Below are 21,224 nucleotides of genomic sequence, written 5' to 3'. Positions count from 1 at the left end.
CACCCCGTACGGCAGCATGGACGCATGTCCGTACTGACGCGCGACGAAGCGCAGACCCGAGCCCAGTTCCTCGACGTACACCGGTACACGATCGACCTCGATCTGACCGGAGGGGAGGAGACCTTCGACTCCCGTACCGTCATCCAGTTCACCGCGGCCGAGGCCGGTGACACGTTCGTCGAACTCAAGCCGGCCACCCTGCGCTCGATCAGCCTCGACGGACAGCCCCTCGACCCCGCCCACCTCGTCGAGAACCGCTTCCCGCTCACCGCGCTCACCGCCGGCACACACGAACTGCGCATCGACGCCGCCATGCGCTACTCCCGCACCGGCGAAGGCATGCACCGCTTCACCGACCCCACCGACGGCGAGACATACGTCTACACCCAACTGTTCATGGAGGACGTCCAGCGCGTCTTCGCCGCCTTCGACCAGCCCGACCTCAAATCCGTCTTCGAACTCACCATCACCGCCCCCGAAGGCTGGACCGTCCTCGGCAACGGCATCGCCGCACACCACGGCGACGGCCACTGGACCCTCGCCGCCACCCCGCTGATCTCCACCTACCTCGTCGCCGTCGCCGCCGGCCCCTGGCACTCCGTGACCACCGAACACGCCGGACTGCCCTTCGGCATCCACTGCCGCCGCTCGCTCGCCCCGTACCTCGACACCGACGCCGACGAGATCCTCGACATCACCCGCGCCTGCTTCGACCGCTTCCACGAGAAGTTCGACGAGCCCTACCCCTTCGACTCCTACGACCAGGCCTTCGTACCGGAGTTCAACGCGGGCGCCATGGAGAACCCCGGACTCGTCACCTTCCGCGACGAATTCGTCTACCGCTCCGCCGTCACCGACACCGAGCGCCAGACCCGGGGCATGGTCATCGCCCACGAGATGGCCCACATGTGGTTCGGCGACCTCGTCACCCTCGCCTGGTGGGACGACATCTGGCTCAACGAGTCCTTCGCCGAATACATGGGCTACCAGACCCTCGCCGAGGCCACCCGCTTCACCGACACCTGGGTCGACTTCGGCGTCGCCCGCAAGGGCTGGGGATACGACGCCGACCAACGCCCCTCCACCCACCCCGTCGCCCCCGACCCGGCCGCCGTCCCCGACACCGCGTCCGCCATGCTCAACTTCGACGGCATCTCCTACGCCAAGGGCGCATCCGCCCTGCGCCAACTCGTCGCCTGGCTCGGCGAGAAGGACTTCCTGGCCGGCATCAACGCCCACTTCGCCCGCCACAAGTTCGCCAACGCCACCCTCGCCGACTTCATCGACAACCTCGCATCGGCCACCGACCGCGACGTCCACGCCTGGGCCGACTCCTGGCTGCGCACCACCGGAGTCGACACCCTCACCCCCCACATCGAGGATTCCGACGGCACCTGGTCCCTCACCGTCGACCACAACGGCAGCCGCCCCCACCGCATCGCCGTGGGCGCCTACGACCACGCCCCCGACACCCACACCGGCCCCGACCGCCTCGTCCTGCGCGACCGGTTCGAGATCGACATCCCCCAGAACGGCACGGCCAAGGCCCTGCCAGGCCGCCGCCCCGCCCTCGTCGTCCTCAACGACAACGACCTCAGCTACGCCAAGATCCGCCTCGACACCGCATCCTGGGACACCGCCGTACGCGACCTGTCCGGCATCCCCGACGCACTGACCCGCGCCGTCGTCTGGAACACCGCCCGCGACATGGTCCGCGACGGCGAACTGGCCCCCACCACCTACCTCGAAGCGGCCCGCGCACACCTCCCGCACGAAACCGACCTCGCCCTCGTCCAAGGCGTACTCGCCTTCGCCGACACCCACATCGCCGGCCGCTACCTCACCCCCGACAACCGCCCCGCCGCCCTCGCCACCCTCACCGCCCTCTGCCGCGACCTCATCCGCCGCACCGAGGACGGCCACAACCCCGGCCTGCGCCTCATCGCCGTACGCCACCTCATCGAAGCCGCCACCCAGCCCGACACCATCCAGGACTGGCTCACCAACGGCACCGTCCCCGGCGGACCCGAACTCGACCCCGAACTGCGCTGGCGCATCCTCACCCGCCTCTCCGTCCTCGGCGCCACTGACGAGACCACCATCGCCGCCGAACTCGACCACGACCCCAGCGCCACCGGACGCGAAGGCGCCGCCCGCTGCCGCGCCGCCCTCCCCACCCCCGAGGCCAAGGCCACCGCCTGGGACGCCCTGTTCAACGACGACAGCCTCTCCAACTACCTCTTCACCGCCACCGCCCAGGGCTTCTGGCAGCCCGAACAAGCCGACCTCGTACGCGACTACGTACCCCGCTACTACCCCGACGCGACCCGGCTCGCCGCCCGCCGCGGCCCCGCCATCGCCGAAGCCGCCGGCCGCTACGCCTTCCCCGGATACGCCGTCGACGCGGAAAGCCTCCACCTCGGCGAACAGGCCCTGAACGAAAAAGACCTCATCCCGGCCCTGCGCCGCAAGCTCAACGACCAGGTCGACGACCTGCGCCGCGCGCTCGCCGTACGCGACGCCCACCGTCCTCACTGACCCCACTGACCTCATAGGGCCCGCACCACCCATACCGGCCCCAAGACCCGCACCACCCGTGCCCGGCGCCACCCCCACCACACAGGGAGGCGCCGGGCACACCCATGTCCGGCGCCACACCCATACCACCAGAACCACCCACAACGACCCTCCACGCCTCCCACATCCCCCATTCGAGTTCAGATCACCGGGCTCCCCGGCCGCTCCCCCGAAAACCCGGACAAGCTGACACGTCCACCCCTGCCCACCGTGCACACCCGAAAGGCCCCGCCACCATGCCCACCCCGCCCCTCGCCGGATCGACCACCGGCCCCGCCGCCCTGCGCCCCCTCGTCGACACCGTCCTCACCGCACTCCACGACGGCGCCCACCGACGCGACGGCCCCCTCCCCGCCGGCGGACCCGACACCATCACCCCCCGGATACGCACCACCACCCACCCCGTCATCCCCGACCACGGCACCGGCCCCCACGACGCCCTGCGCACCCTCGTCAGCGCCCTCACCGAAGGCGCCGCCGACCCCGCACACCCACTCTGCACGGCCCACCTCCACACCCCGCCCCTCGCCCTCGCCACCGCCGCCGACCTCGCCGCCTCCGCACTCAACCCCTCGATGGACTCCTGGGACCAAGCCCCGGCAGCCTCCGCCCTCGAAGCCGACATCACCGCCGCACTCGCCGCCGAGATCTACCCCCACCAACCCTCACCCGACGCACTCATCACCACCGGCGGCACCGAAGCCAACCAACTCGCCCTCCTCCTCGCCCGCGAACGCAACGGCCCCGTACAGACCATCTGCGCCACCAACGCCCACCACAGCATCACCCGCGCCGCCTGGCTCCTCGGACTACCCGCACCCATCGTCATCCCCGCCCCCACCGGCGTCATGGACCTCACCGCACTCGACAAAACCCTCACCGAACTCCACCGCCCCCTGCTCGTCACCGCCACCGCAGGCACCACCGACACCGGCCAGATCGACCCCCTCACCGACATCGCCGACCTCTGCACCACCCACGGCGCCGAACTCCACATCGACGCCGCCTACGGCGGACCCCTCCTCCTCAGCCCCACCCACCAGGACAAGGTCCACGGCCTCGACCGCGCCCACAGCGTCACCCTCGACCTCCACAAACTCGGCTGGCAACCCGCGCCCGCAGGCATCCTCGCCGTCCCCCACCGCGCCCACCTCGACCCACTCCACCACCACGCCCCCTACCTCAACGCCGACGACGACACCGAAGCCGGCCTCCCCGACCTCCTCGGCCGCTCCCTGCGCACCACCCGCCGCCCCGACGCCCTCAAGATCGCCGTCACCCTCAAAGCCCTCGGCCGCACCGGACTCGCCGACCTCATCGACCGCACCATCGCCACCGCCCACCACCTCGCCGACCTCATCGCCAAAACCCCCACCCTCGACCTCTACGACCGCCCCACCATCAGCACCGTCCTCTTCCGCCCCACCGGCGCCGACAACCGCACCGTCGCCACCATCCGCCGCACCCTCCTCACCCGCGGACACGCCGTACTCGGCCGCGCCCACACCGACAACCGCCTCTGGCTCAAAGCCACCCTCCTCAACCCCCACACCACCCCCGACGACCTCCGCACACTCCTCGACCTCGTCAACCACCTCACCCACGACCTCGCGGAAGGCGACAACCCCCGATGACCGACCTGCCCACCCCCACAACCGACCGGCCACACGACCTCGTCGGCATCGGCATCGGCCCCTTCAACCTCTCCCTCGCCGCCCTCGCCCACGGCATCCCCGGCAACCCCCACCCCCTCGCCACCACCTTCTACGAACAACGCCCCGCCTTCCACTGGCACCCCGGCCTCCTCATCGACGGAGCCAGCCTCCAAGTACCCTTCCTCGCCGACCTCGTCACCCTCGCCGACCCCGCCAGCCCCTGGACCTTCCTCAACTACCTCCGCAGCCGCGACCGGCTCTTCCCCTTCTACTTCGCCGAACGCTTCCACATCCAACGCGCCGAATACGACGCCTACTGCCGCTGGGTCAGCGACCACCTCCCCGGCCTGCACTTCAACCACCAGGTCGACGCCGTCCGCTGGAACAACGAACGACACCTCTTCGAAATCGACTTCACCCAACTCGGCACCGACGGCGAAGCCGAAGCACTCGGCCGCGCCCACACCCGCCACGTCGTCCTCGGAATCGGCACCGAACCCCACATCCCCGAACCCCTCAAACCCCTCACCGAAGCAGAATCCGTACCCGTCATCCACTCCGCCGACTACCTCCACCACCGCGAAAAACTCCTCGACGCCGAACACATCACGGTCATCGGATCCGGGCAGTCCGGCGCCGAAATCTTCCTCGACCTCCTGCGCGCCCGCCCCACAGGCCGCGAAAGACTCCACTGGCTCGCCCGCACCCCGGCCTTCGCCCCCATGGAATACTCCAAACTCGGCCTGGAACACTTCACCCCCGACTACAGCCGCTACTTCCACGCCCTCCCCGAACCCGTACGCGACGAACTCGTCCCCCACCAATGGCAGCTCCACAAAGGCATCGACACCGACACCATCGCCGCCATCCACGACGAGCTCTACCGCCGCACCCTCCACGGCGGCTGGCCCGACGCCACCCTCACCCCAGGCGTCTCCGTACGCACCGCAGGACGCATCGCCAACACCCGAATCGAACTCCACCTCGAACACACCCAACAGAACACCCGCACCCGCCTGACCACCGACGCCGTCATCCTCGCCACCGGCTACCACGAACGCCCCCTCGACCACATCCTCACCGGCCTCGACCCCCACCTGCGCCGCGACGCCTCCGCACGCCCCCGCATCGACGAGCGGTTCCGCCTCGACCTCGACCCCACCGTCACCGGCAACATCTACGTACAGAACGCCGAACGCCACACCCACGGCGTCGGCGCCCCCGACCTCGGCCTCGCCGCCTGGCGCAGCGCCACCATCCTCAACGACCTCACCGGCACCCACACCTACCCCCTCCCCGAACGCACCGCCTTCACCACCTTCGGCCTCACCCCCCAAACCCCACCCATCCCCACCCAGAGCCCCGGCCTCATCCCCCTCGCCCAGCGCAACTGACCCCGGGAACCACGGCACACCAACAGAAGGCGGCCGCCCCCTCCAGAAGAAGAGGACGGCCGCCCACCGCACCCGCACACCCCCGCAACAACCACCTAGAACACGGGCGTACCGTCCCGCGTCAGCCGCCAGTCCACCGAAGCGAACTGCGCACCATCCACCGAACCCTTCGCCTGCACCCAGGAGATGATCGTGTTGCGGATCTCCTCCGAATTCGCCCACAACTGCTTGGCACCCGCCACATGCGGGAAGTTGCCACCACCACTCGCCCGGTAGTTGTTCACCGCCAGCACGAACTGCGCGGCCGGATCGATCGGCTCGCCCCCGAACGCCAGATTCACAATCCGCGAACCATTCGGCTTCGCGATGTCGATGTCATACGTCAGACCCGACACCGCGTCGTAGTTGTAATCCGGAGTGTTGTCCGCGTTCGTCAGCTTCGCCGTATCCACCGGAGCACCCGCCGCAGTCTGCACGTAATACCGCGCCGAGAACTCCAGATACTCCTTGATCTGCGCACCCGTCAACAACCGTGCCTCAAGGGTGTTCTCGAACGGGTACAACCCCGCCGCGTCCTTGATCGTCACATTCCCCGCCGGGATCCGCGCCGTACGCGAGAAACAGGACGCCTGCGAGAGCACCGGAAGCGCCGCGTACGCACCACCCGCCAGCGCCGCCTTCACCGTCTCCGCCTGGACGACATTGATCAGATCGATGATCGGCTCGTCCTTCCAGGCCGCCTCCGCCGTCGTCATCGCCGCCGTCGACGTCCCGATGACCTGATTGACGTACGCCACGACCTTCCTGTGCTCGTCCATCAGCAGCTTCGTGATCTCCGGGTCCTCCTCCACGGTGTTGGAGTTCAACACCTGCGAACCCGCCCTCTCCACCACCCAGCGACCCTTCTCCCACACCAGGTCGAAGTCGAACAACGTCAGCCGCTGCCCCCACTTCAACGGCTCGGAGAGCACCACCTTCTTGCCGGTCTGCTTGTTCTCCACGAAATACTCGGGGATCTCCAGATGCGCATGCCCGACCAGGATCGCGTCGATACCCGGAACCTGCTCGGCCACCAGACCGGCCGCATTCTCGACGTACGGGATCTGATCACCGTACGACGACGTACCACTGCTGCCCGAGTGCGCCGAGACGATCACGACATCGGCACCCATGGAACGCAGCCGCGGCACAAACTTCGCCGCCTGCTCCTCCAGACCCGGAAACACCATCTTCCCGCCGACGTTCGCCTTGTCCCAGATGGCGATGCCCGGGTTGGTCAGACCCAGAATCGCCACCTTCACATCCCGACCGTGCGGGGTACGCATCCGCTTGATGACATACGGCGCGAACGCCGGCCGCAGCGTCTTCGCATCCAGCGCGTTCGCACCCAGCAGCGGGAAGCGGCACTGCTCCTCGAACTTCCGCAGCACGGGGATGCCGTAGTTGAACTCATGGTTGCCGAGCGCCGCCGCGTCGTACCCGATCGCGTTCATCGCCTGCGCCATCGGGTGCACCGGGCCGCGCTTCGCCGTGATCGGATCGATCTTCGCGTAGTAGTACGACAACTGGGTGCCCTGGATCGTGTCACCCGCATCGATCATCAGAGTGTTGTGGCGGCCCTTCTCACGGCGCACCTGGTCCACCAAGGTCGAGATCTTCGCCAGACCGACATCGTTATGGGCCTTGTCGTCGAACTCGCGGTCCGTGAAGTAGTCCCAGTTGAAGACGTTCCCGTGCAGATCGGTGGTGCCCATCACGGTGAACGAGTACCGCTTCGGCGGACGCCCGTGGCCATGTCCCTGGCCCTGAGCGGCGGCAGGAACGGCGGAGCCACCCGCGATCGCCACACCGGCACCGGCGGCCGCCGATGTGCCCAGGAACGTCCTACGGTTCAGCGGCATTTCGTCTCCCACATCTCAGTTCTCGTACAGCTCAGTTCTCGTACAGCTCGGTACTCGTACAGCTCAGTACTCGTACGGCTCGGTTCCCGTACGGCTCGGTTCCCGTACAGTTCGGTTCCCGTACGGCTCAGCTCCCGCCGTACACAACGCGCGTAGATAATGACCCAGAAGCCACACCCGGCAACACCCCTCGCGGGTTTCGATCTGATGACCACCCGTTGTCGCACCCGAATGCGACAGTGGACACATGACCGACACCCCACCGCCCTACGGCACCCCCGACCACCCCCGCGTCGCCGTCCGCGGAGAAGCCCGACTCGAAGTCGACCCCGAGACCGCCCACATCAGCATCACCGTCAGCGCCCGCGGAAAGGACCGCCGCGCCGCCCTCGAAGACCTCACCCGCCGCAACAGCCGCGTCCTCGAACTCGCCCGGTCCTACGGACCCGCCATCGAAAAACTCGAAACCGGCGCACTCTCCATCACCCCCGAACTCACCAAACACGGCCGCGACGAAAAAATCCGCGCCTACCACGGACGCGTCCACGTCACCGCCGTCCTCAACGACTTCACCGCACTCGGCGAATTCACCACCCGCATCGCCGACCTCGACATGACAAGCATCAACGGCCCCTGGTGGTCCCTGCGCCCCGACTCACCCGCCCACGCCAACGCCCGCCGCCAAGCCGTACGCGAAGCCGTCCAGCGCGCCCGCGAATACGCCGACGCCCTCGGCGCCCACCTCACCGCCCTGGTGGAACTCGCCGACATCGGCGCGGAGAACACCACCCCCGCGCCCGCCCGCCCCGGTGGCATCCGCAGCCGTGGCGCCTACGGCGGAGCGGCGACCGAATCCTCTTCCGCCCCCGACCTCGACCTCGAACCACAACGCCAGACCGTCTATGCACAGGTGAACGCCCGCTTCACCATGTCACCGCCAAAACTCTGAGAAGAACGCTCATCCGAGCACCCCGGTGCACAATTCAACACTTGTCAACAACCCTTCATCCAAAGGTTGTTGAGCAGTCATATACGGCCAACTAACTACCCGTAGGTAAGGGCTTAGGGTCGAACCATGCGCCGAGCGAAAATCGTTTGCACCCTGGGCCCCGCCACCGACCCGTACGACCAGATCAGAGAACTGGTCGAAGCGGGAATGGACATCGCCCGCCTCAACCTCAGCCACGGCACCTACGCCGAACACGAAGAGCGCTACCACCGTGTACGCAAGGCCTCCGACGAGAGCGGCCACAGCGTCGGCATCCTCGCCGACCTTCAAGGCCCGAAGATCCGCCTCGGCCGCTTCCGCGAAGGCCCGGTACTCCTTGAACGCGGTGACGACTTCACCATCACCGTCGAACCCACAGAAGGCGACCGCCACACCTGCGGCACCACCTACGACGGCCTCGCCGCCGACGTCACCGCAGGCGAACGCATCCTCGTCGACGACGGCCGCGTCACCCTCGAAGTCACCGAGGTGGACGGCCCCCGCGTCCACACCACCGTCATCGAGGGAGGCATGGTCTCCGACCACAAGGGCCTCAACCTCCCCGGCGTCGCGGTCTCCGTCCCCGCGCTCTCCGAGAAGGACATCGAAGACCTCCGCTGGGCCCTGCGTATCGGCGCCGACATCATCGCCCTCTCCTTCGTCCGCAGCGGACGCGACATCGAAGACGTCCACCGCATCATGGACGAGGAGGGCCGCCGCCTCCCCGTCATCGCCAAAGTGGAGAAGCCCCAGGCCGTAGAGAACATCGACGGCATCGTCGCCGCCTTCGACGGCATCATGGTCGCCCGCGGCGACCTCGGCGTCGAAATGCCCCTGGAACAGGTGCCGATCGTCCAGAAGCGCGCGATCAAACTCGCCAAACGCAACGCCAAGCCGGTCATCGTCGCCACCCAGATGCTCGACTCGATGATCGACAACTCCCGCCCCACCCGAGCCGAGGCCTCCGACGTCGCCAACGCGGTCATCGACGGCACGGACGCGGTGATGCTCTCCGGCGAGACCAGCGTGGGCAAGTACCCCGTCGAGACGGTCCGCACCATGTCCCGCATCGTCGAGGCCGCCGAGGAGGACATCCTCGCCAAGGGCCTCCCGCCCCTGACCGACCGCAACAAGCCCCGCACCCAGGGCGGCGCGGTGGCCCGCGCGGCAGCCGAGATGGGCGACTTCCTGGGCGCCAAGTTCCTGGTCGCCTTCACCCAGAGCGGCGACACGGTCCGGCGCCTCTCCCGCTACCGCTCACCCATCCCGCTCCTGGCCTTCACCCCGGACCCGGCCACCCGCTCCCAGCTGAACCTGACCTGGGGCGTCGAGACCTTCCTCGGCCCGCACGTGGAATCGACGGACGCGATGGTGGCCCAGGTCGACGAGGAGCTGCTGAAGATCGGCCGCTGCGAGAAGGGCGACATCGTGGTCATCACGGCCGGCTCCCCGCCGGGAGTCCCGGGATCGACGAACCTGGTCCGGGTGCACCGCATCGGCGAGGACGACAGCCCGAAGTAGGCAGGTCGTCAGTACTTCGGCCCGACATGGGCGTCCATGAGCGCGACGGACGCCCGTCGGGCGACGGAGATGTTGCGTTTGTTCGCTTGCTTCCAATCGACGCCGACTTGGTCGAGGGCATTGGTGAAGAGTCCCAGGATGTCGGCGGACAGGTTGGTGAAGAAATAGCGAGGGTACTCGTAGCGCCTTGTTTCCCCCTGAATGGTCCGGCTGGTCCAGTTGGTGATGCGGCAGCCGTCCGAGTGGATCAGACCCCGGATGAAGTCCCACGGGTGCTGCTGGATAATTCTTTGCTGCCAGGATTCGAGGCGGATCGGGCGCAGGTGCTTCTTCCCGGGACCGTGTTGAGGGAAGAGGCAGGGCCAGTGGCGTCCGTAGCTGGTGACCATCACGCAACCTTGACGCTGAAGGACGTACACACGGTCGGTGGGACGCACTCGGGTAATGGCGGTTCGGCAGCTTTCGATGAGGCCGGGCCACGCATCGGCGCACGCGATGCGTAGTTGGTAGCCGCCGCGCCTCTGGGGGCTGATGCAGCCGTCACCGAGATAGAGGCCCAGCAGGTAGGCGTAATCGGCTTGGTTGTCCGGACTGCTTCGTACGGTCGAGCATCGAGGACACGGCGTGGCTTGCCCGGGATGAGACAGCGGTTCGATGCGCAGCTGCCACTGCCGGAGCGCCCAACGGGATATGCCGGTCTGCTTGCTCACGGAATTGAGGCTGCGCCCCTGTGCCACCAGCGCGAGCGCTCGCTTCCGGGTTCCCATGTCGTACATGGAGTCGAGCCTTGCGCGACTACCGGGATCTGGCGGGTGAATCCGATGCGAATACCCAGATCAAGTGAAGTTTGCCGATTCCGCTGTTGCCTTGGAATCGAAGGAAGAGTGCCCCAGGTGGGATTCGAACCCACACTGTCCGCTGTTTGAGAGCGGCCTCTCTGACCAGTTGGAGTACTGGGGCCTTAGAAAGGTAGGGCTGTAGCCGCCCTGCGCGTCACCACCTTACAGGAGCTAGGTAGGCTCGTGGGAGCAGTACCTGCCCTGAATCAAGGAGCCCAGTGACCACGCCCGAGCCGCCCCAGCCCGCCGACGACGACAAGTCGCACGTTCCGCCGCTGACGACCCGCGTCGTCATCGCGGAGGACGAGGCGCTCATCCGTCTCGATCTCAAAGAGATGCTGGAGGAAGAGGGCTACGCGGTCGTCGGTGAGGCCGGGGACGGGCAGAGGGCTGTCGAGCTGGCCCGGGAGCACCGGCCGGACCTGGTGATCCTCGATGTGAAGATGCCGGTCCTGGACGGGATCTCCGCCGCGGAGAAGATCGCGGAGGAGTCCATCGCGCCGGTCCTGATGCTGACCGCGTTCTCGCAGCGCGATCTCGTCGAGCGGGCCAGGGACGCCGGGGCGATGGCGTATCTGGTGAAGCCGTTCAGCAAGAGCGACGTGGTGCCGGCCATCGAGATGGCGGTGTCGCGGTTCGCGCAGCTGAAGGCGCTGGAGTCCGAGGTCGCCGACCTCGCGCAGCGGCTGGAGACGCGGAAGCTGGTGGACCGGGCGAAGAGCATTCTGCAGACGGATTACGGGCTGTCGGAGCCTGCCGCGTTCCGGTGGATCCAGAAGACGTCGATGGATCGTCGGTTGTCCATGCAGCAGCTTGCGGAGGCGTTGATCGAGGACGCCGAGGAGAAGAAGCGGGCGGCGAAGGACGGCGCGTAGGCGTTCGCGTCCGTACGGATGAGGCCCGTGCCCCGGTGGACCGGGGCACGGGCCTCATCCGTGTGGTGGTGCGGGTCAGTCCTCGCCGAGGTAGGCCTTGCGGACGGACTCGTCGTGGAGGAGGTCCGCGCCGGTGCCGGAGAGGACGATCTTGCCGACCTCCATGACGTGGCCGTGGTCCGCGAGGGAGAGTGCGGCCTGGGCGTTCTGTTCGACGAGCAGGATGGTGGTGCCCTGGGCCTTGAGTTCGACGATGGTCTCCATGATCTTCTGCATCATGATCGGGGAGAGTCCCATGGAGGGTTCGTCGAGCATCAGGAGCTTGGGCTGGCACATGAGGGCCCTGCCCATGGCGAGCATCTGCTGTTCGCCGCCCGAGAGGGTTCCGGCGGCCTGTTTCCGGCGTTCCCCGAGGATGGGGAAGAGGTCGTAGGCGCGCTGGATGTCCTTCTCGATGCCTGCCTTGTCGTTGCGGAGGTAGGCGCCGAGCTGGAGGTTTTCGGTGATCGTCAGCCGGGGGAAGATGTGGCGTCCCTCGGGGGAGTGGGCGAGGCCCAGGGAGACGATCTTGTGGGCGGGGATGTTGGTGAGTGGTGTGCCGTCGAAGAGGATGCTGCCGCTGAGTGGTTTGAGCAGTCCGGAGAGGGTGCGCAGGGTGGTGGTCTTGCCTGCGCCGTTGGTGCCGATGAGGGTGACGATCTGGCCGGCTTCGACGGTGAAGGAGATGCCTTTGACGGCTTCGATCTTGCCGTAGGCGACGCGGAGGTTCTCGACCTCCAGGAGTGCGGTCATCGGGTGTCCTCCTCCTCGGTGCCGGTGGTGCCGGTGGTGCCGGTGGCCCTGTCGGTTTCGGTGGTGTTGTCGGCGGCGGTGGTGCCGATGGTGTCGGCCTTCTTGCCGGTGCCTGCCTCGGCGGCTTCGACTTCGGCCACCTCCTCGGCGCCGGGGGCGCCTTCGAAGGGGGTGCCGAGGTAGGCGGCGACGACGCGTTCGTCGCTCTGGACGACGTCGGAGGTGCCTTCGACGAGCTTCTCGCCCTGGACGAGGACGGCGACGCGGTCGCAGAGGTTGAAGATGAACCGCATGTCGTGCTCGATGACGAGGACGGCGATGCCCTGGTCGCGGATGGCGAAGATGAGTTCTTCGGTGACGCGGGTTTCCTGCGGGTTCATGCCGGCGGTGGGCTCGTCGAGGAGCAGGAGCCCGGGGTCGCTGGCGAGTGCGCGGGCGATCTCCAGTTTGCGCTGGTCTCCGTAGGGGAGGTTGCGCGCGAGGTGGTCGGCCTTGTCCTGGAGGCCGATGAACTCCAGGAGTTCCATGGCTCGTTCGCGGCTGGCGTGCTCGGCCTTCGTGAAGCCGGGGAGGCGCAGGAGGGCGGACCAGAGTCCTTCTTTGGTTCTGGTGTGGCGTCCGACGAGGACGTTTTCCAGGACGGTCATGTTGGCGAAGAGCCGGATGTTCTGGAAGGTGCGGGCGATGCCTGCCTGGGTGACGAGGTGGGGTTTGGGCGGCAGGACGGTGCCTCGGTAGCTGACCTTGCCCTCGGTGGGGATGTACAGGCCGGTGAGGCAGTTGAAGAAGGTGGTCTTGCCGGCGCCGTTGGGGCCGATGAGGCCGACGATCTCGCCGGTGTTGACGGTGAGGTCGACGTTGCGTACGGCGGTGAGGCCGCCGAAGCGCATGGTGACGCCGTTGGCGTCGAGGACGGTGGCGGTCTTCGTGGTGGTGGTCATGGTGGTCACGCCCCCGCCTTGGCGATGCCGGCGCCGGTCTCTTCGGGCTGTCGTGGTTCGGGTACGTCGGGTTGGCCGGTCTCGTGGAATTCGAGTTGTTTTCTGCGGTCGGCGATGAGGCCTTCGGGGCGCAGGCGCATCAGGAGGATGAGTGCGACGCCGAAGAGGAAGAGCTGGTAGTCCTGCATGAACTGGAGTTTGGCCGGGATGAGGTAGAGCAGTGCGGCGCCGACGAGGGGTCCGCTGAGGGTTCCCATGCCGCCGAGGATGACGGCGGCGAGGAGGAACGCGGAGTTGGGTGGTACGGAGCCGGCGAACTGGTACTGCTCGGGTGTCACGGTGTAGTTGACGTGTGCCTGGACGGTTCCGGCGAGGCCGGCGAGGGTGGCGCCGAGGGCGAAGGCCAGCAGTTTGAGCCGGAAGGCGTTGATGCCCATGGCGGTGGCGGCGGTTTCGTCTTCGCGGATGGCGACCCAGGCGCGGCCGATGCGGGATTCTCCGGAGCGGCGGAAGACGAGTACGACGACGGCGGTGAAGACGAGCATCAGCAGGTAGTAGTTGGCGGACCTGCCGAGGTTGAAGCCGAGGACGTCGTGTTTGAGCCCGAAGTCGAATCCGAAGAATTTGAGGTCGGGGATGCTTGGGATGCCCTGGGAGCCGTTGGTGAGGTCGGGGCCGCTGTTGCCGTTGAGGTTGTTCACGGTGAGGCGGAAGATTTCACCGAAGCCGAGGGTGACGATGGCCAGGTAGTCGCCGCGTAGTCGCAGGGTGGGGGCGCCGATGAGGACGCCGAAGACGAGTGAGGCGCCGGCGCCGGTCAGGACGGCGGCCCAGAAGGGGAATTCGACGCCGATGGCGGACATGGTGGAGCCGGAGACCAGGGCGGCGGCGTAGGCGCCGACGCCGAGGAAGGCGACGTATCCGAGGTCGAGGAGGCCGGCGAGGCCGACGACGACGTTGAGGCCGAGTGCCACGGTCGCGAAGATGAGGATGTTGGCGCCGATGAGCGCGTATTCCTCTTTCTGCTGGGTGAAGGGGAAGCAGACGGCTGCGACGAGGGCGGCGGCGAGGGTGATGTTGCGGTGTTTGGTGGTGAGTGTGGTGAGGCGGGAGATGAGTCCGGCGCGGTGGAGTGCGGTGAAGGCGAAGCCGACGGTGATGAGGAAGCCGATGAAGAGTTCGGCGTAGTCGGTGTCGATGCCGTAGGCGAAGACCTGGAGGCCGATGCCGAAGGCTGCCGCGATGATGAGGATTTCGGTCCAGGCGGGGAGGGTTTGGGTGCGGCGGGCGGGTGGGGCGGCGAGGCTGTTGCGGAAGCGTTGCCAGGTGGTGGTTGTGGTGCCGGGGAGGGTGTTGGTGAGTGGCTGGTCGTCGGGGAGTCCGAGTGCGGCGACGGCGGCGACGAGGGCGCCGATGCCGCTGACCCAGGCGCCGGGTTCCAGGTTGATGATGCCGCCGAGGTCGTAGGCGATGGCGCCGATGGCGTAGCCGGTGGTGCCGAGGGTGCCGAGTGCCAGGAGGCGGACGGGGCTGTTGGTGCCGCCCGGGGTGAGCCAGCCGAGGCCTCGGATGCCGTATCCGGAGAGGGTGAGGAGCAGGGTGAGTGCGGCGCTGATGAGGGTGAGGACTTGGAGGCCGCCGGGGTAGCCGGTGACGGTGAGGTCGCCGGGGAATTCGCTGGTCCAGGTCCAGGCGAGGAAGGTGCCGGCGAGTGCGGCGGTGGCGCCTGTGAGGGTGGCGATGCGGGCTGCGGCCGCCGGGATGGGAAGGAGGGGGGCGGTTGCGGCGGTGGTGGGGTTGGTGGTCATCCGTATCACGCCCGATCCGCGACGCGTTCGCCGAGCAGGCCCTGGGGGCGGAGCAGCAGGACGATGATGAGGAGGACGAAGGCCCATACGTCCTTCCAGGCGCCGCCGCCGAAGAGTTCCATGCCGGGGACGTTGCTCATGTAGCCGGTGGCGAGGGATTCGGCGATGCCGAGTACGACGCCGCCGAGCATGGCGCCGTAGATGTTGCCGATGCCGCCGAGTACGGCTGCGGTGAAGGCTTTGAGGCCCATGATGAAGCCCATTTTGAAGCCGATTTGGCCGTTTTTGAGCCCGTAGGCGACGGCGGCGACGGCGGCGAACGCGGCACCGATGGCGAAGGCCATGACGATGATGCGGTCGGTGTTGATGCCCATGAGTTTTGCGGTGTCGGGGTCCTGGCTGGTGGCTTGCATGCCGCGGCCGGAGCGGGTTTTGGAGACGAAGAGGCCGAGGGCGAGCATGCAGATGGGTGCGGTGATGAGGACGAAGAGGTCGCCGCGCTGGATGTGGGCGCCGAAGATGTCGATTGCTTCGCCCTTGAACTGGGGGAAGGACCGGTCCTTCTTTGCGTCGGGGTACCACTTCCAGATGGCTTGCTGGAGTGCGAGGGAGAGCCCGATTGCGGTGATGAGCGGGGCGAGTCGTGGGGCGTTGCGCAGGGGCCGGTAGGCGAAGCGTTCGGCGGCGGCGCTGACGGCGACGGAGCATATGACGCCGCCGATGATCATGAGTGGGATGATCGCGAGGAGGGAGACACCGGCCGGCATCCAGAGGTACACGGTGAGAGCTCCGAAGCCTCCGATCATGAAGATCTCGCCGTGGGCGAAGTTGATGAGCTGGATGATTCCGTAGACCATCGTGTAGCCGATCGCGATGAGTCCGTACATCGCGCCGAGGATGAGTCCATTGGCCAGCTGTTGCGGCAGTTCGTTCACCGCAGGGCCTCCGTGGAGTGGTTCGGATGTGGCACCGCGCGGGAGCGCTGGTAGCGCTCCCGCGCGGTCTGGTGTCGTTCAGTGTGTGGCCGGGAGGGCGTGGGTCAGGGCTTGTAGGCTTCGCTGAGCTTGGAGGTCCACTTGCCGCCGTCGACCTGGTAGGCGGTCATCATGGTGTTGGTGGTGTCGCCGTACTCGTCGAAGGAGACAGGGCCGGTGACACCGTCGAACTTGACCTTGCTCATGGCTTCGAGGACCTTGGCGCGGGCGTCGTCGGGGAGTTTGCCGTCGTTCTCGGAGACGGCGATTTTGACGGCCTCGATGATCGACCAGGTGGCGTCGTAGGTGCCGCCGCCGTAGGCCTCGTAGGCGTCCTTGTATCCGGCCGTCTTGTAGTCCGCGATGAACTTCTTGGCGGAGTCGAGTTCCTCGACGGGCTTGCCGACGGAGGTGGCGATGTCGCCCTGGGCCTTTTTGTTGAGTTTGATGAAGTCGGCGCTGTACATGCCGTCGCCGCCCATGAGGGGGATCTGGACGCTGTCCTTGAGCTGCTGGCTCAGGGGTGCGCCGGCGGGGTACTCGCCGCCGTAGTAGACGGCCTTGGCGCCGGACTTCTTGACCTTGGTGACGACGGCGTTGAAGTCGCGGTCGTCGGGGTTGACGTGGTCGGTGCCGACGATCTTGCCGCCGAGGGTGGTGAAGGTGTTCTTGAAGGAGGCGGCGAGGCCGGCGCCGTAGGGCTTCTGGTCGTCGATGAGGTAGACCTGGTTGATCTTCGCGTTGTTGAAGAGGTACTTCGCGGCGAAGGCGCCCTGGATCTGGTCCGTGGTGGCGGTGCGGAAGTAGGTCTTGTAGGGGCGCTTCCGGTCGCCGGTCTTCCAGTTCTCGCCCTGGGTGAGCTCGGTGCCCGTGTTGGCGGGGGAGACCTGGGTGAGGCCGTTGTCGTTGAGCGGCTTCTGCATCGACTGGGAGACGCCGGAGTTCAGCGGGCCGACGACGCCGACGACGGTGTCGTCGTCGATGAACTTCTGGGCGTTCTGCTGACCGACGGAGGGCTGTGCCTGGTCGTCGAGCGGCTTGACCTCGAACTTGATGCCGGGGACGGTCTTTTCCTTGTTCGCCGTCTTGGCGGCGAGGTCCGCGGAGTTCTTGATGCCGAGGCCGAGGGCGGACAGGTCGCCGGTGATGGGCGCGTCGACGCCGATGACGACGGTCTTGGTGTCGCCGCTGCTGCTGTTCTTGCTGTCGTCGCGCGACCCGCAGGCGGTGAGTGTCAGTGCTCCTGTGGTGAGCACTGTGGTGAGTATGAGCAAAGAACGGTGTCGCACGATAGGTCCTTTCCCTGGCGCGGCCTCCTCTGCTTGAGGTGCCGTGTCGTTCGCCGGGCCGTACTGGTTGGTACAGGGCCGTGCTGCAGACGCGCCCGGCGGCGCGGTGACTGGCGGTGACTCTAGGCGCAGGTGTGGTGGTCCGGGATGGGTCCGCCGCAGGATGTGACTGTCTTGTTATGCCCTTGAGCAAGGCTTGAGGTGGCTGTGCTGACATGTACTGTTTTTTGCCGGTCGGCGAAGTGACCGTATTTTGAGAACGCCCAGCTCTGCTAAGGGGCTTGGGCGGATCTTGCTGCTGTCGCGTGGTGCGGGGTGAGGGGGGTGCGCGAGGGCGCGTCGAGTCGCCCGGTGCCTGTGGGGCCGGGGCCGGGGTGCTGCGCGGGGGCGTTCGTGCCTGGCGCGCTTGTTACGGAGCGTTACATCGGGGCGGATGTGGTCGACGCGGTGTTGTGTGCGCCGGTCGTGGCCGGGGTGCTGAGTGGGCCATACAACGCGCCTCACGGTCAAGGGTGTTGGCCGGATTGGTTGCTCAACTGTGCCTTGTGTGTGGGTGGTTGTGGGTGGGAATGCTGCTGCCCGGCCGGATTTCGGTCCGGCCGGGCAGCGGTGTCGAGGGTGTGTTGTGTTGTGTTTCGGTCAGGCGGTGCCGGGCCGGGGTGCGTCGCGGAGCATGCAGGTGAGGCGGGCGGTGCAGACCCGCTTGTCGTGCTCGTCGGTGATGGTGATCTCGTAGGTGGCGGTGGAGCGGCCGCGGTGTACGGGGGTGGCGACGCCGGTGACGAGACCGCTGCGTACCCCTCGGTGGTGGGTGCAGTTCAGGTCGACGCCCACGGCGAGCTTGGAGGAACCGCCGTGGAGCATGGCGCCGATCGAGCCGAGGGTCTCGGCGAGGACGGCTGAGGCGCCGCCGTGGAGCAGGCCGTACGGCTGGGTGTTGCCCTCGACGGGCATGGTGCCGACGACGCGGTCCGCGGAGGCGTCGACGATCGTGACGCCCATCCGCTCGCCGAGGTGGCCGGCGGAGAACAGGGCGGGCAGATCGACGCCGAGTGCGGCGTACTCGTCGATGATCTCCTGGGGGAACTTGGGTGCGGTGTGCTCGCCCATGGGGTCCGGCTCCGATCGTCTGCGGTGGTTCATAGCTTTATTGCTGTGTGCATTGTTCTTATCAGACGACTGAGCGAACGCTTAGTGGGTTGTGGTGCGGATTACTCCCGGCCGGCCCGGGACCGGCCTGCCTCTCCCCGGCCGCTCTTTGCCCGGACGTTCTCGAAGCGCACGACGACGGACTTGCTGGCGGGGGTGTTGCTGGTGTCGGCCGTGGCGCCGAGGGGGACCAGCACATTGGTCTCCGGGTAGTAGGCGGCGGCGCAGCCCCGGGCCGTCGGGTAGTGGACGACGCGGAAGCCGGGGGCGCGGCGTTCCACCCCGTCCTTCCACTCACTGACCAGGTCGGCGTATGCGCCGTCGGCCAGACCGAGGGCGCGGGCGTCGTCGGGGTTGACCAGGACGACGCGGCGGCCGCCCTTGATGCCGCGGTAGCGGTCGTCGAGGCCGTAGACCGTGGTGTTGTACTGGTCGTGCGAGCGCAGGGTCTGCAACAGCAGCCTGCCTTCGGGGAGTTCGGGGTATTCGACGGGGGCGGCCGTGAAGTTGGCCCTGCCGGTCGTGGTGGGGAAGCGGCGCTCGTCGCGCGGGGCGTGCGGGAGGGTGAAGCCGCCGGGCCGGGCGACGCGGGCGTTGAAGTTCTCGAAGCCGGGGACGACGCGGGAGATGCGGTCGCGGATCGTCGCGTAGTCCTTCTCGAACTCCTCCCAGGGGGTGGCCGATGCGGGGCCGAGGACGGCACGGGCGAGGCGGGCGACGATGGCGGGCTCGGAGAGCAGGTGGGGGCTCGCGGGGGTGAGGTTGCCGCGCGAGGCGTGGACCATGCTCATGGAGTCCTCGACGGTGACGAACTGCCTGCCGCTCGCCTGGACGTCCTTGTCGGTGCGGCCCAGCGTCGGCAGGATCAGTGCGCGGGTGCCGGTCACGGCGTGCGAGCGGTTGAGCTTGGTGGAGACATGGACGGTGAGGCGGGCGCGGCGCATGGCGGCCTCGGTCACCTCCGTGTCGGGGGTGGCCGCGACGAAGTTTCCGCCCATGGCGAAGAAGACCTTGGCGTCGCCGTCGCGCAGGGCCTGGATGGAACGGACGACGTCGTAGCCGTGGTGGCGCGGCGAGGTGATCCCGAATTCCTTGTCGAGGGCGTCGAGGAAGGCGGGGGCGGGCCGCTCGAAGATGCCCATGGTGCGGTCGCCCTGGACGTTGGAGTGGCCGCGGACGGGACAGACTCCGGCACCGGGACGGCCGATGCTGCCGCGCAGCAGGAGGAAGTTGACGACTTCCCGGATGGTCGGTACGGAGTGTTTGTGCTGGGTGAGGCCCATGGCCCAGCACACGATGGTGCGTTTCGAGGCGAGGACCATCGCGAGGGCCTCCTCGATGGCGCTGCGGTCGAGTCCGGTGGCGGTGAGGGTCTGCTCCCAGTCGGCTTCGCGGGCCGCGGCCGCGAACTCCTCGTAGCCGTGGGTGTGTTCCCGTACGAAGGTCTCGTCGACGGCGCCGTCGGTTTCCAGGATCATCTTGTTGAGGAGCCGGAAGAGGGCCTGGTCGCCGCCGATGCGGATCTGGAGGAAGAGGTCGTTGAGCGCGGCGCCCCTGATCATGCCGAGCGGGGTCTGCGGGTTCTTGAACCGCTCCAGGCCGGCCTCGGGCAGCGGATTCACCGAAATGATCTTCGCGCCCGCGGACTTGGCCTTCTCCAGGGCGGAGAGCATCCGGGGATGGTTGGTGCCGGGGTTCTGCCCGGCGACGATGATCAGGTCCGCCCGGTGGAGGTCCTCCAGTGAGACGCTGCCCTTGCCGACGCCGATGGTCTCCGTCAGGGCCGAGCCGGAGGACTCGTGGCACATGTTGGAGCAGTCGGGGAGGTTGTTGGTGCCGAATTCGCGGGCGAAGAGCTGGAGCAGGAACGCGGCCTCGTTGCTGGTGCGCCCCGAGGTGTAGAAAAGGGCCTCGTCGGGGGAGGCGAGCGCGCCCAGTTCCTCGGCGATGATGCCGAAGGCCCGTTCCCAGGTCACCGCCTCGTACCGCTCGGCGCCCTGCGGGAGGTACATGGGCTGGGTGATCCGCCCCTGCTGGCCCAGCCAGTACCCGCTGCGCGAGGCGAGATCGGCGACGGGGTGCGCGGCGAAGAAGCCGGGTGTGACGCGGCGCAGTGTCGCCTCCTCGGCGACGGCCTTGGCGCCGTTCTCGCAGAACTCCGCCGTGTGCCGCTCGTCGCCCTCGGGCCAGGCGCAGCCGGGGCAGTCGAAGCCGTCCTTCTGGTTGACCTTGAGGAGGGTCTGCGCGGTGCGCCGCACGCCCATCTGCTGCTGGGCGATGCGCAGGCTGTGGGCCACGGCCGGCAGTCCGGCGGCGGCGTGCTGCGCCGGCTCGACCCGCGGCGCGTCCTGGACCGGGTCACCTGTGGGCGGTTTCGTGGCCATGGTGCACTCTCCTTCGAGCCTTCGAGCCGGCTGCGCGCGCGGTGCGCGGTACGCGTCGATGCGTACGCCTTTTACGGCCGATCCTGTCACGCGGTACCGACAGAGCGTCCCGGGAGCCGTGCGCGGTCGGGAATGTC

15 protein-coding genes and 1 tRNA gene are annotated in these 21,224 nt (G+C 67.7%); 6 read left to right on the top strand and 10 right to left on the bottom strand.

The genetic code is table 11. The features are described from left to right. Nucleotides 1-24: 24 nt before the first annotated feature. The 3 genes from pepN (at nt 25) to ACF08M_RS03940 (ending at nt 5,626) form a co-directional block, all read left to right on the top strand. Nucleotides 25-2,538: an aminopeptidase N gene (gene pepN / locus ACF08M_RS03950; RefSeq protein WP_392183632.1), complete on the top strand. Its 2,514-nt coding sequence runs from the start codon at nt 25-27 to the stop codon at nt 2,536-2,538. 275 nt (nt 2,539-2,813) lie between these two features. Continuing rightward, on the top strand, nt 2,814-4,211 hold the full coding sequence (locus ACF08M_RS03945) for a pyridoxal phosphate-dependent decarboxylase family protein (protein ID WP_392183631.1): 1,398 nt from the start codon (nt 2,814-2,816) through the stop codon (nt 4,209-4,211). Continuing rightward, nucleotides 4,208-5,626 (top strand): lysine N(6)-hydroxylase/L-ornithine N(5)-oxygenase family protein, encoded by a 1,419-nt coding sequence (locus tag ACF08M_RS03940; RefSeq protein ID WP_392183630.1) that lies wholly within the window; start codon nt 4,208-4,210, stop codon nt 5,624-5,626. The genes ACF08M_RS03945 and ACF08M_RS03940 overlap by 4 nt, the downstream gene beginning before the upstream one ends. 95 nt (nt 5,627-5,721) lie before the next feature. Here ACF08M_RS03940 and ACF08M_RS03935 read toward each other — a convergent pair whose 3' ends face one another. After that, a complete protein-coding gene (locus ACF08M_RS03935) occupies nt 5,722-7,527 on the bottom strand; it encodes a bifunctional metallophosphatase/5'-nucleotidase (protein WP_392183629.1) in 1,806 nt (601 codons plus the stop codon). A gap of 247 nt (nt 7,528-7,774) precedes the next feature. On the opposite strand from ACF08M_RS03935, the gene ACF08M_RS03930 reads away from it, so the two are divergent. Together ACF08M_RS03930 and pyk are read left to right on the top strand one after the other, a co-directional pair. Then, nucleotides 7,775-8,476 (top strand): SIMPL domain-containing protein, encoded by a 702-nt coding sequence (locus ACF08M_RS03930; protein WP_392183628.1) that lies wholly within the window; start codon nt 7,775-7,777, stop codon nt 8,474-8,476. A 126-nt stretch (nt 8,477-8,602) separates the two neighbouring features. Further along, nucleotides 8,603-10,036, top strand: coding sequence for a pyruvate kinase (gene pyk / locus ACF08M_RS03925; RefSeq protein WP_392183627.1), 1,434 nt, complete (start codon nt 8,603-8,605; stop codon nt 10,034-10,036). Between the two features lie 8 nt (nt 10,037-10,044). Here the strand turns inward: pyk and ACF08M_RS03920 are convergent, their stop codons facing one another. Then, nucleotides 10,045-10,812, bottom strand: coding sequence for a transcriptional regulator (locus ACF08M_RS03920; protein ID WP_392183626.1), 768 nt, complete (start codon nt 10,810-10,812; stop codon nt 10,045-10,047). 109 nt (nt 10,813-10,921) lie between these two features. Next, nucleotides 10,922-10,996: transfer RNA gene (locus ACF08M_RS03915), tRNA-Leu, on the bottom strand. Nucleotides 10,997-11,093: 97 nt separating this feature from the next. Here ACF08M_RS03915 and ACF08M_RS03910 point away from each other — a divergent pair. Beyond that, nucleotides 11,094-11,750 (top strand): ANTAR domain-containing response regulator, encoded by a 657-nt coding sequence (locus ACF08M_RS03910; protein ID WP_392183625.1) that lies wholly within the window; start codon nt 11,094-11,096, stop codon nt 11,748-11,750. Between the two features lie 75 nt (nt 11,751-11,825). Here the strand turns inward: ACF08M_RS03910 and ACF08M_RS03905 are convergent, their stop codons facing one another. The 7 genes from ACF08M_RS03905 to ACF08M_RS03875 all read right to left on the bottom strand — a co-directional run bounded on the left by ACF08M_RS03905 (nt 11,826) and on the right by ACF08M_RS03875 (nt 21,087). Continuing rightward, the gene (locus ACF08M_RS03905; protein ID WP_392183624.1) at nt 11,826-12,542 is read right to left on the bottom strand and encodes an ABC transporter ATP-binding protein; all 717 of its coding nucleotides are present in this window, start codon (nt 12,540-12,542) and stop codon (nt 11,826-11,828) included. Further along, entirely contained in the window at nt 12,539-13,492 is a 954-nt protein-coding gene (locus ACF08M_RS03900; RefSeq protein ID WP_392183623.1) for an ABC transporter ATP-binding protein, read from the bottom strand. Before ACF08M_RS03900 ends, ACF08M_RS03905 begins: the two co-directional genes overlap by 4 nt. Further along, nucleotides 13,489-15,291, bottom strand: coding sequence for a branched-chain amino acid ABC transporter permease (locus tag ACF08M_RS03895; RefSeq protein WP_392183622.1), 1,803 nt, complete (start codon nt 15,289-15,291; stop codon nt 13,489-13,491). The genes ACF08M_RS03900 and ACF08M_RS03895 overlap by 4 nt, the downstream gene beginning before the upstream one ends. Nucleotides 15,292-15,296: 5 nt before the next feature. Continuing rightward, nucleotides 15,297-16,226, bottom strand: coding sequence for a branched-chain amino acid ABC transporter permease (locus tag ACF08M_RS03890; RefSeq protein ID WP_266420688.1), 930 nt, complete (start codon nt 16,224-16,226; stop codon nt 15,297-15,299). A gap of 104 nt (nt 16,227-16,330) precedes the next feature. Continuing rightward, the gene (locus tag ACF08M_RS03885) at nt 16,331-17,539 is read right to left on the bottom strand and encodes a branched-chain amino acid ABC transporter substrate-binding protein (protein ID WP_392183971.1); all 1,209 of its coding nucleotides are present in this window, start codon (nt 17,537-17,539) and stop codon (nt 16,331-16,333) included. A 654-nt stretch (nt 17,540-18,193) separates the two neighbouring features. Beyond that, nucleotides 18,194-18,664, bottom strand: coding sequence for a PaaI family thioesterase (locus ACF08M_RS03880; protein WP_392183621.1), 471 nt, complete (start codon nt 18,662-18,664; stop codon nt 18,194-18,196). Nucleotides 18,665-18,765: 101 nt separating this feature from the next. Beyond that, nucleotides 18,766-21,087, bottom strand: a complete 2,322-nt coding sequence (locus ACF08M_RS03875; protein WP_392183620.1) for an FdhF/YdeP family oxidoreductase — start codon at nt 21,085-21,087, stop codon at nt 18,766-18,768. Nucleotides 21,088-21,224 lie beyond the last annotated feature (137 nt).

This window comes from Streptomyces sp. NPDC015032, assembly GCF_043080425.1.
GTDB lineage: Bacteria > Actinomycetota > Actinomycetes > Streptomycetales > Streptomycetaceae > Streptomyces.
Note: the sequence above shows the minus strand (reverse complement) of the source record. Positions and strands in the feature narration are given on the sequence as shown.

Excerpts from the sequence above, each read along its gene's own strand:
- pepN (WP_392183632.1), top strand. The coding sequence starts at position 25 with ATGTCCGTACTGACGCGCGACGAAGCGCAGACCCGAGCCCAGTTCCTC.
- ACF08M_RS03945 (WP_392183631.1), top strand. The coding sequence starts at position 2,814 with ATGCCCACCCCGCCCCTCGCCGGATCGACCACCGGCCCCGCCGCCCTG.
- ACF08M_RS03940 (WP_392183630.1), top strand. The coding sequence starts at position 4,208 with ATGACCGACCTGCCCACCCCCACAACCGACCGGCCACACGACCTCGTC.
- ACF08M_RS03935 (WP_392183629.1), bottom strand. The coding sequence starts at position 7,527 with ATGCCGCTGAACCGTAGGACGTTCCTGGGCACATCGGCGGCCGCCGGT.
- ACF08M_RS03930 (WP_392183628.1), top strand. The coding sequence starts at position 7,775 with ATGACCGACACCCCACCGCCCTACGGCACCCCCGACCACCCCCGCGTC.
- pyk (WP_392183627.1), top strand. The coding sequence starts at position 8,603 with ATGCGCCGAGCGAAAATCGTTTGCACCCTGGGCCCCGCCACCGACCCG.
- ACF08M_RS03920 (WP_392183626.1), bottom strand. The coding sequence starts at position 10,812 with ATGTACGACATGGGAACCCGGAAGCGAGCGCTCGCGCTGGTGGCACAG.
- ACF08M_RS03905 (WP_392183624.1), bottom strand. The coding sequence starts at position 12,542 with ATGACCGCACTCCTGGAGGTCGAGAACCTCCGCGTCGCCTACGGCAAG.
- ACF08M_RS03895 (WP_392183622.1), bottom strand. The coding sequence starts at position 15,291 with ATGACCACCAACCCCACCACCGCCGCAACCGCCCCCCTCCTTCCCATC.
- ACF08M_RS03880 (WP_392183621.1), bottom strand. The coding sequence starts at position 18,664 with ATGGGCGAGCACACCGCACCCAAGTTCCCCCAGGAGATCATCGACGAG.
- ACF08M_RS03875 (WP_392183620.1), bottom strand. The coding sequence starts at position 21,087 with ATGGCCACGAAACCGCCCACAGGTGACCCGGTCCAGGACGCGCCGCGG.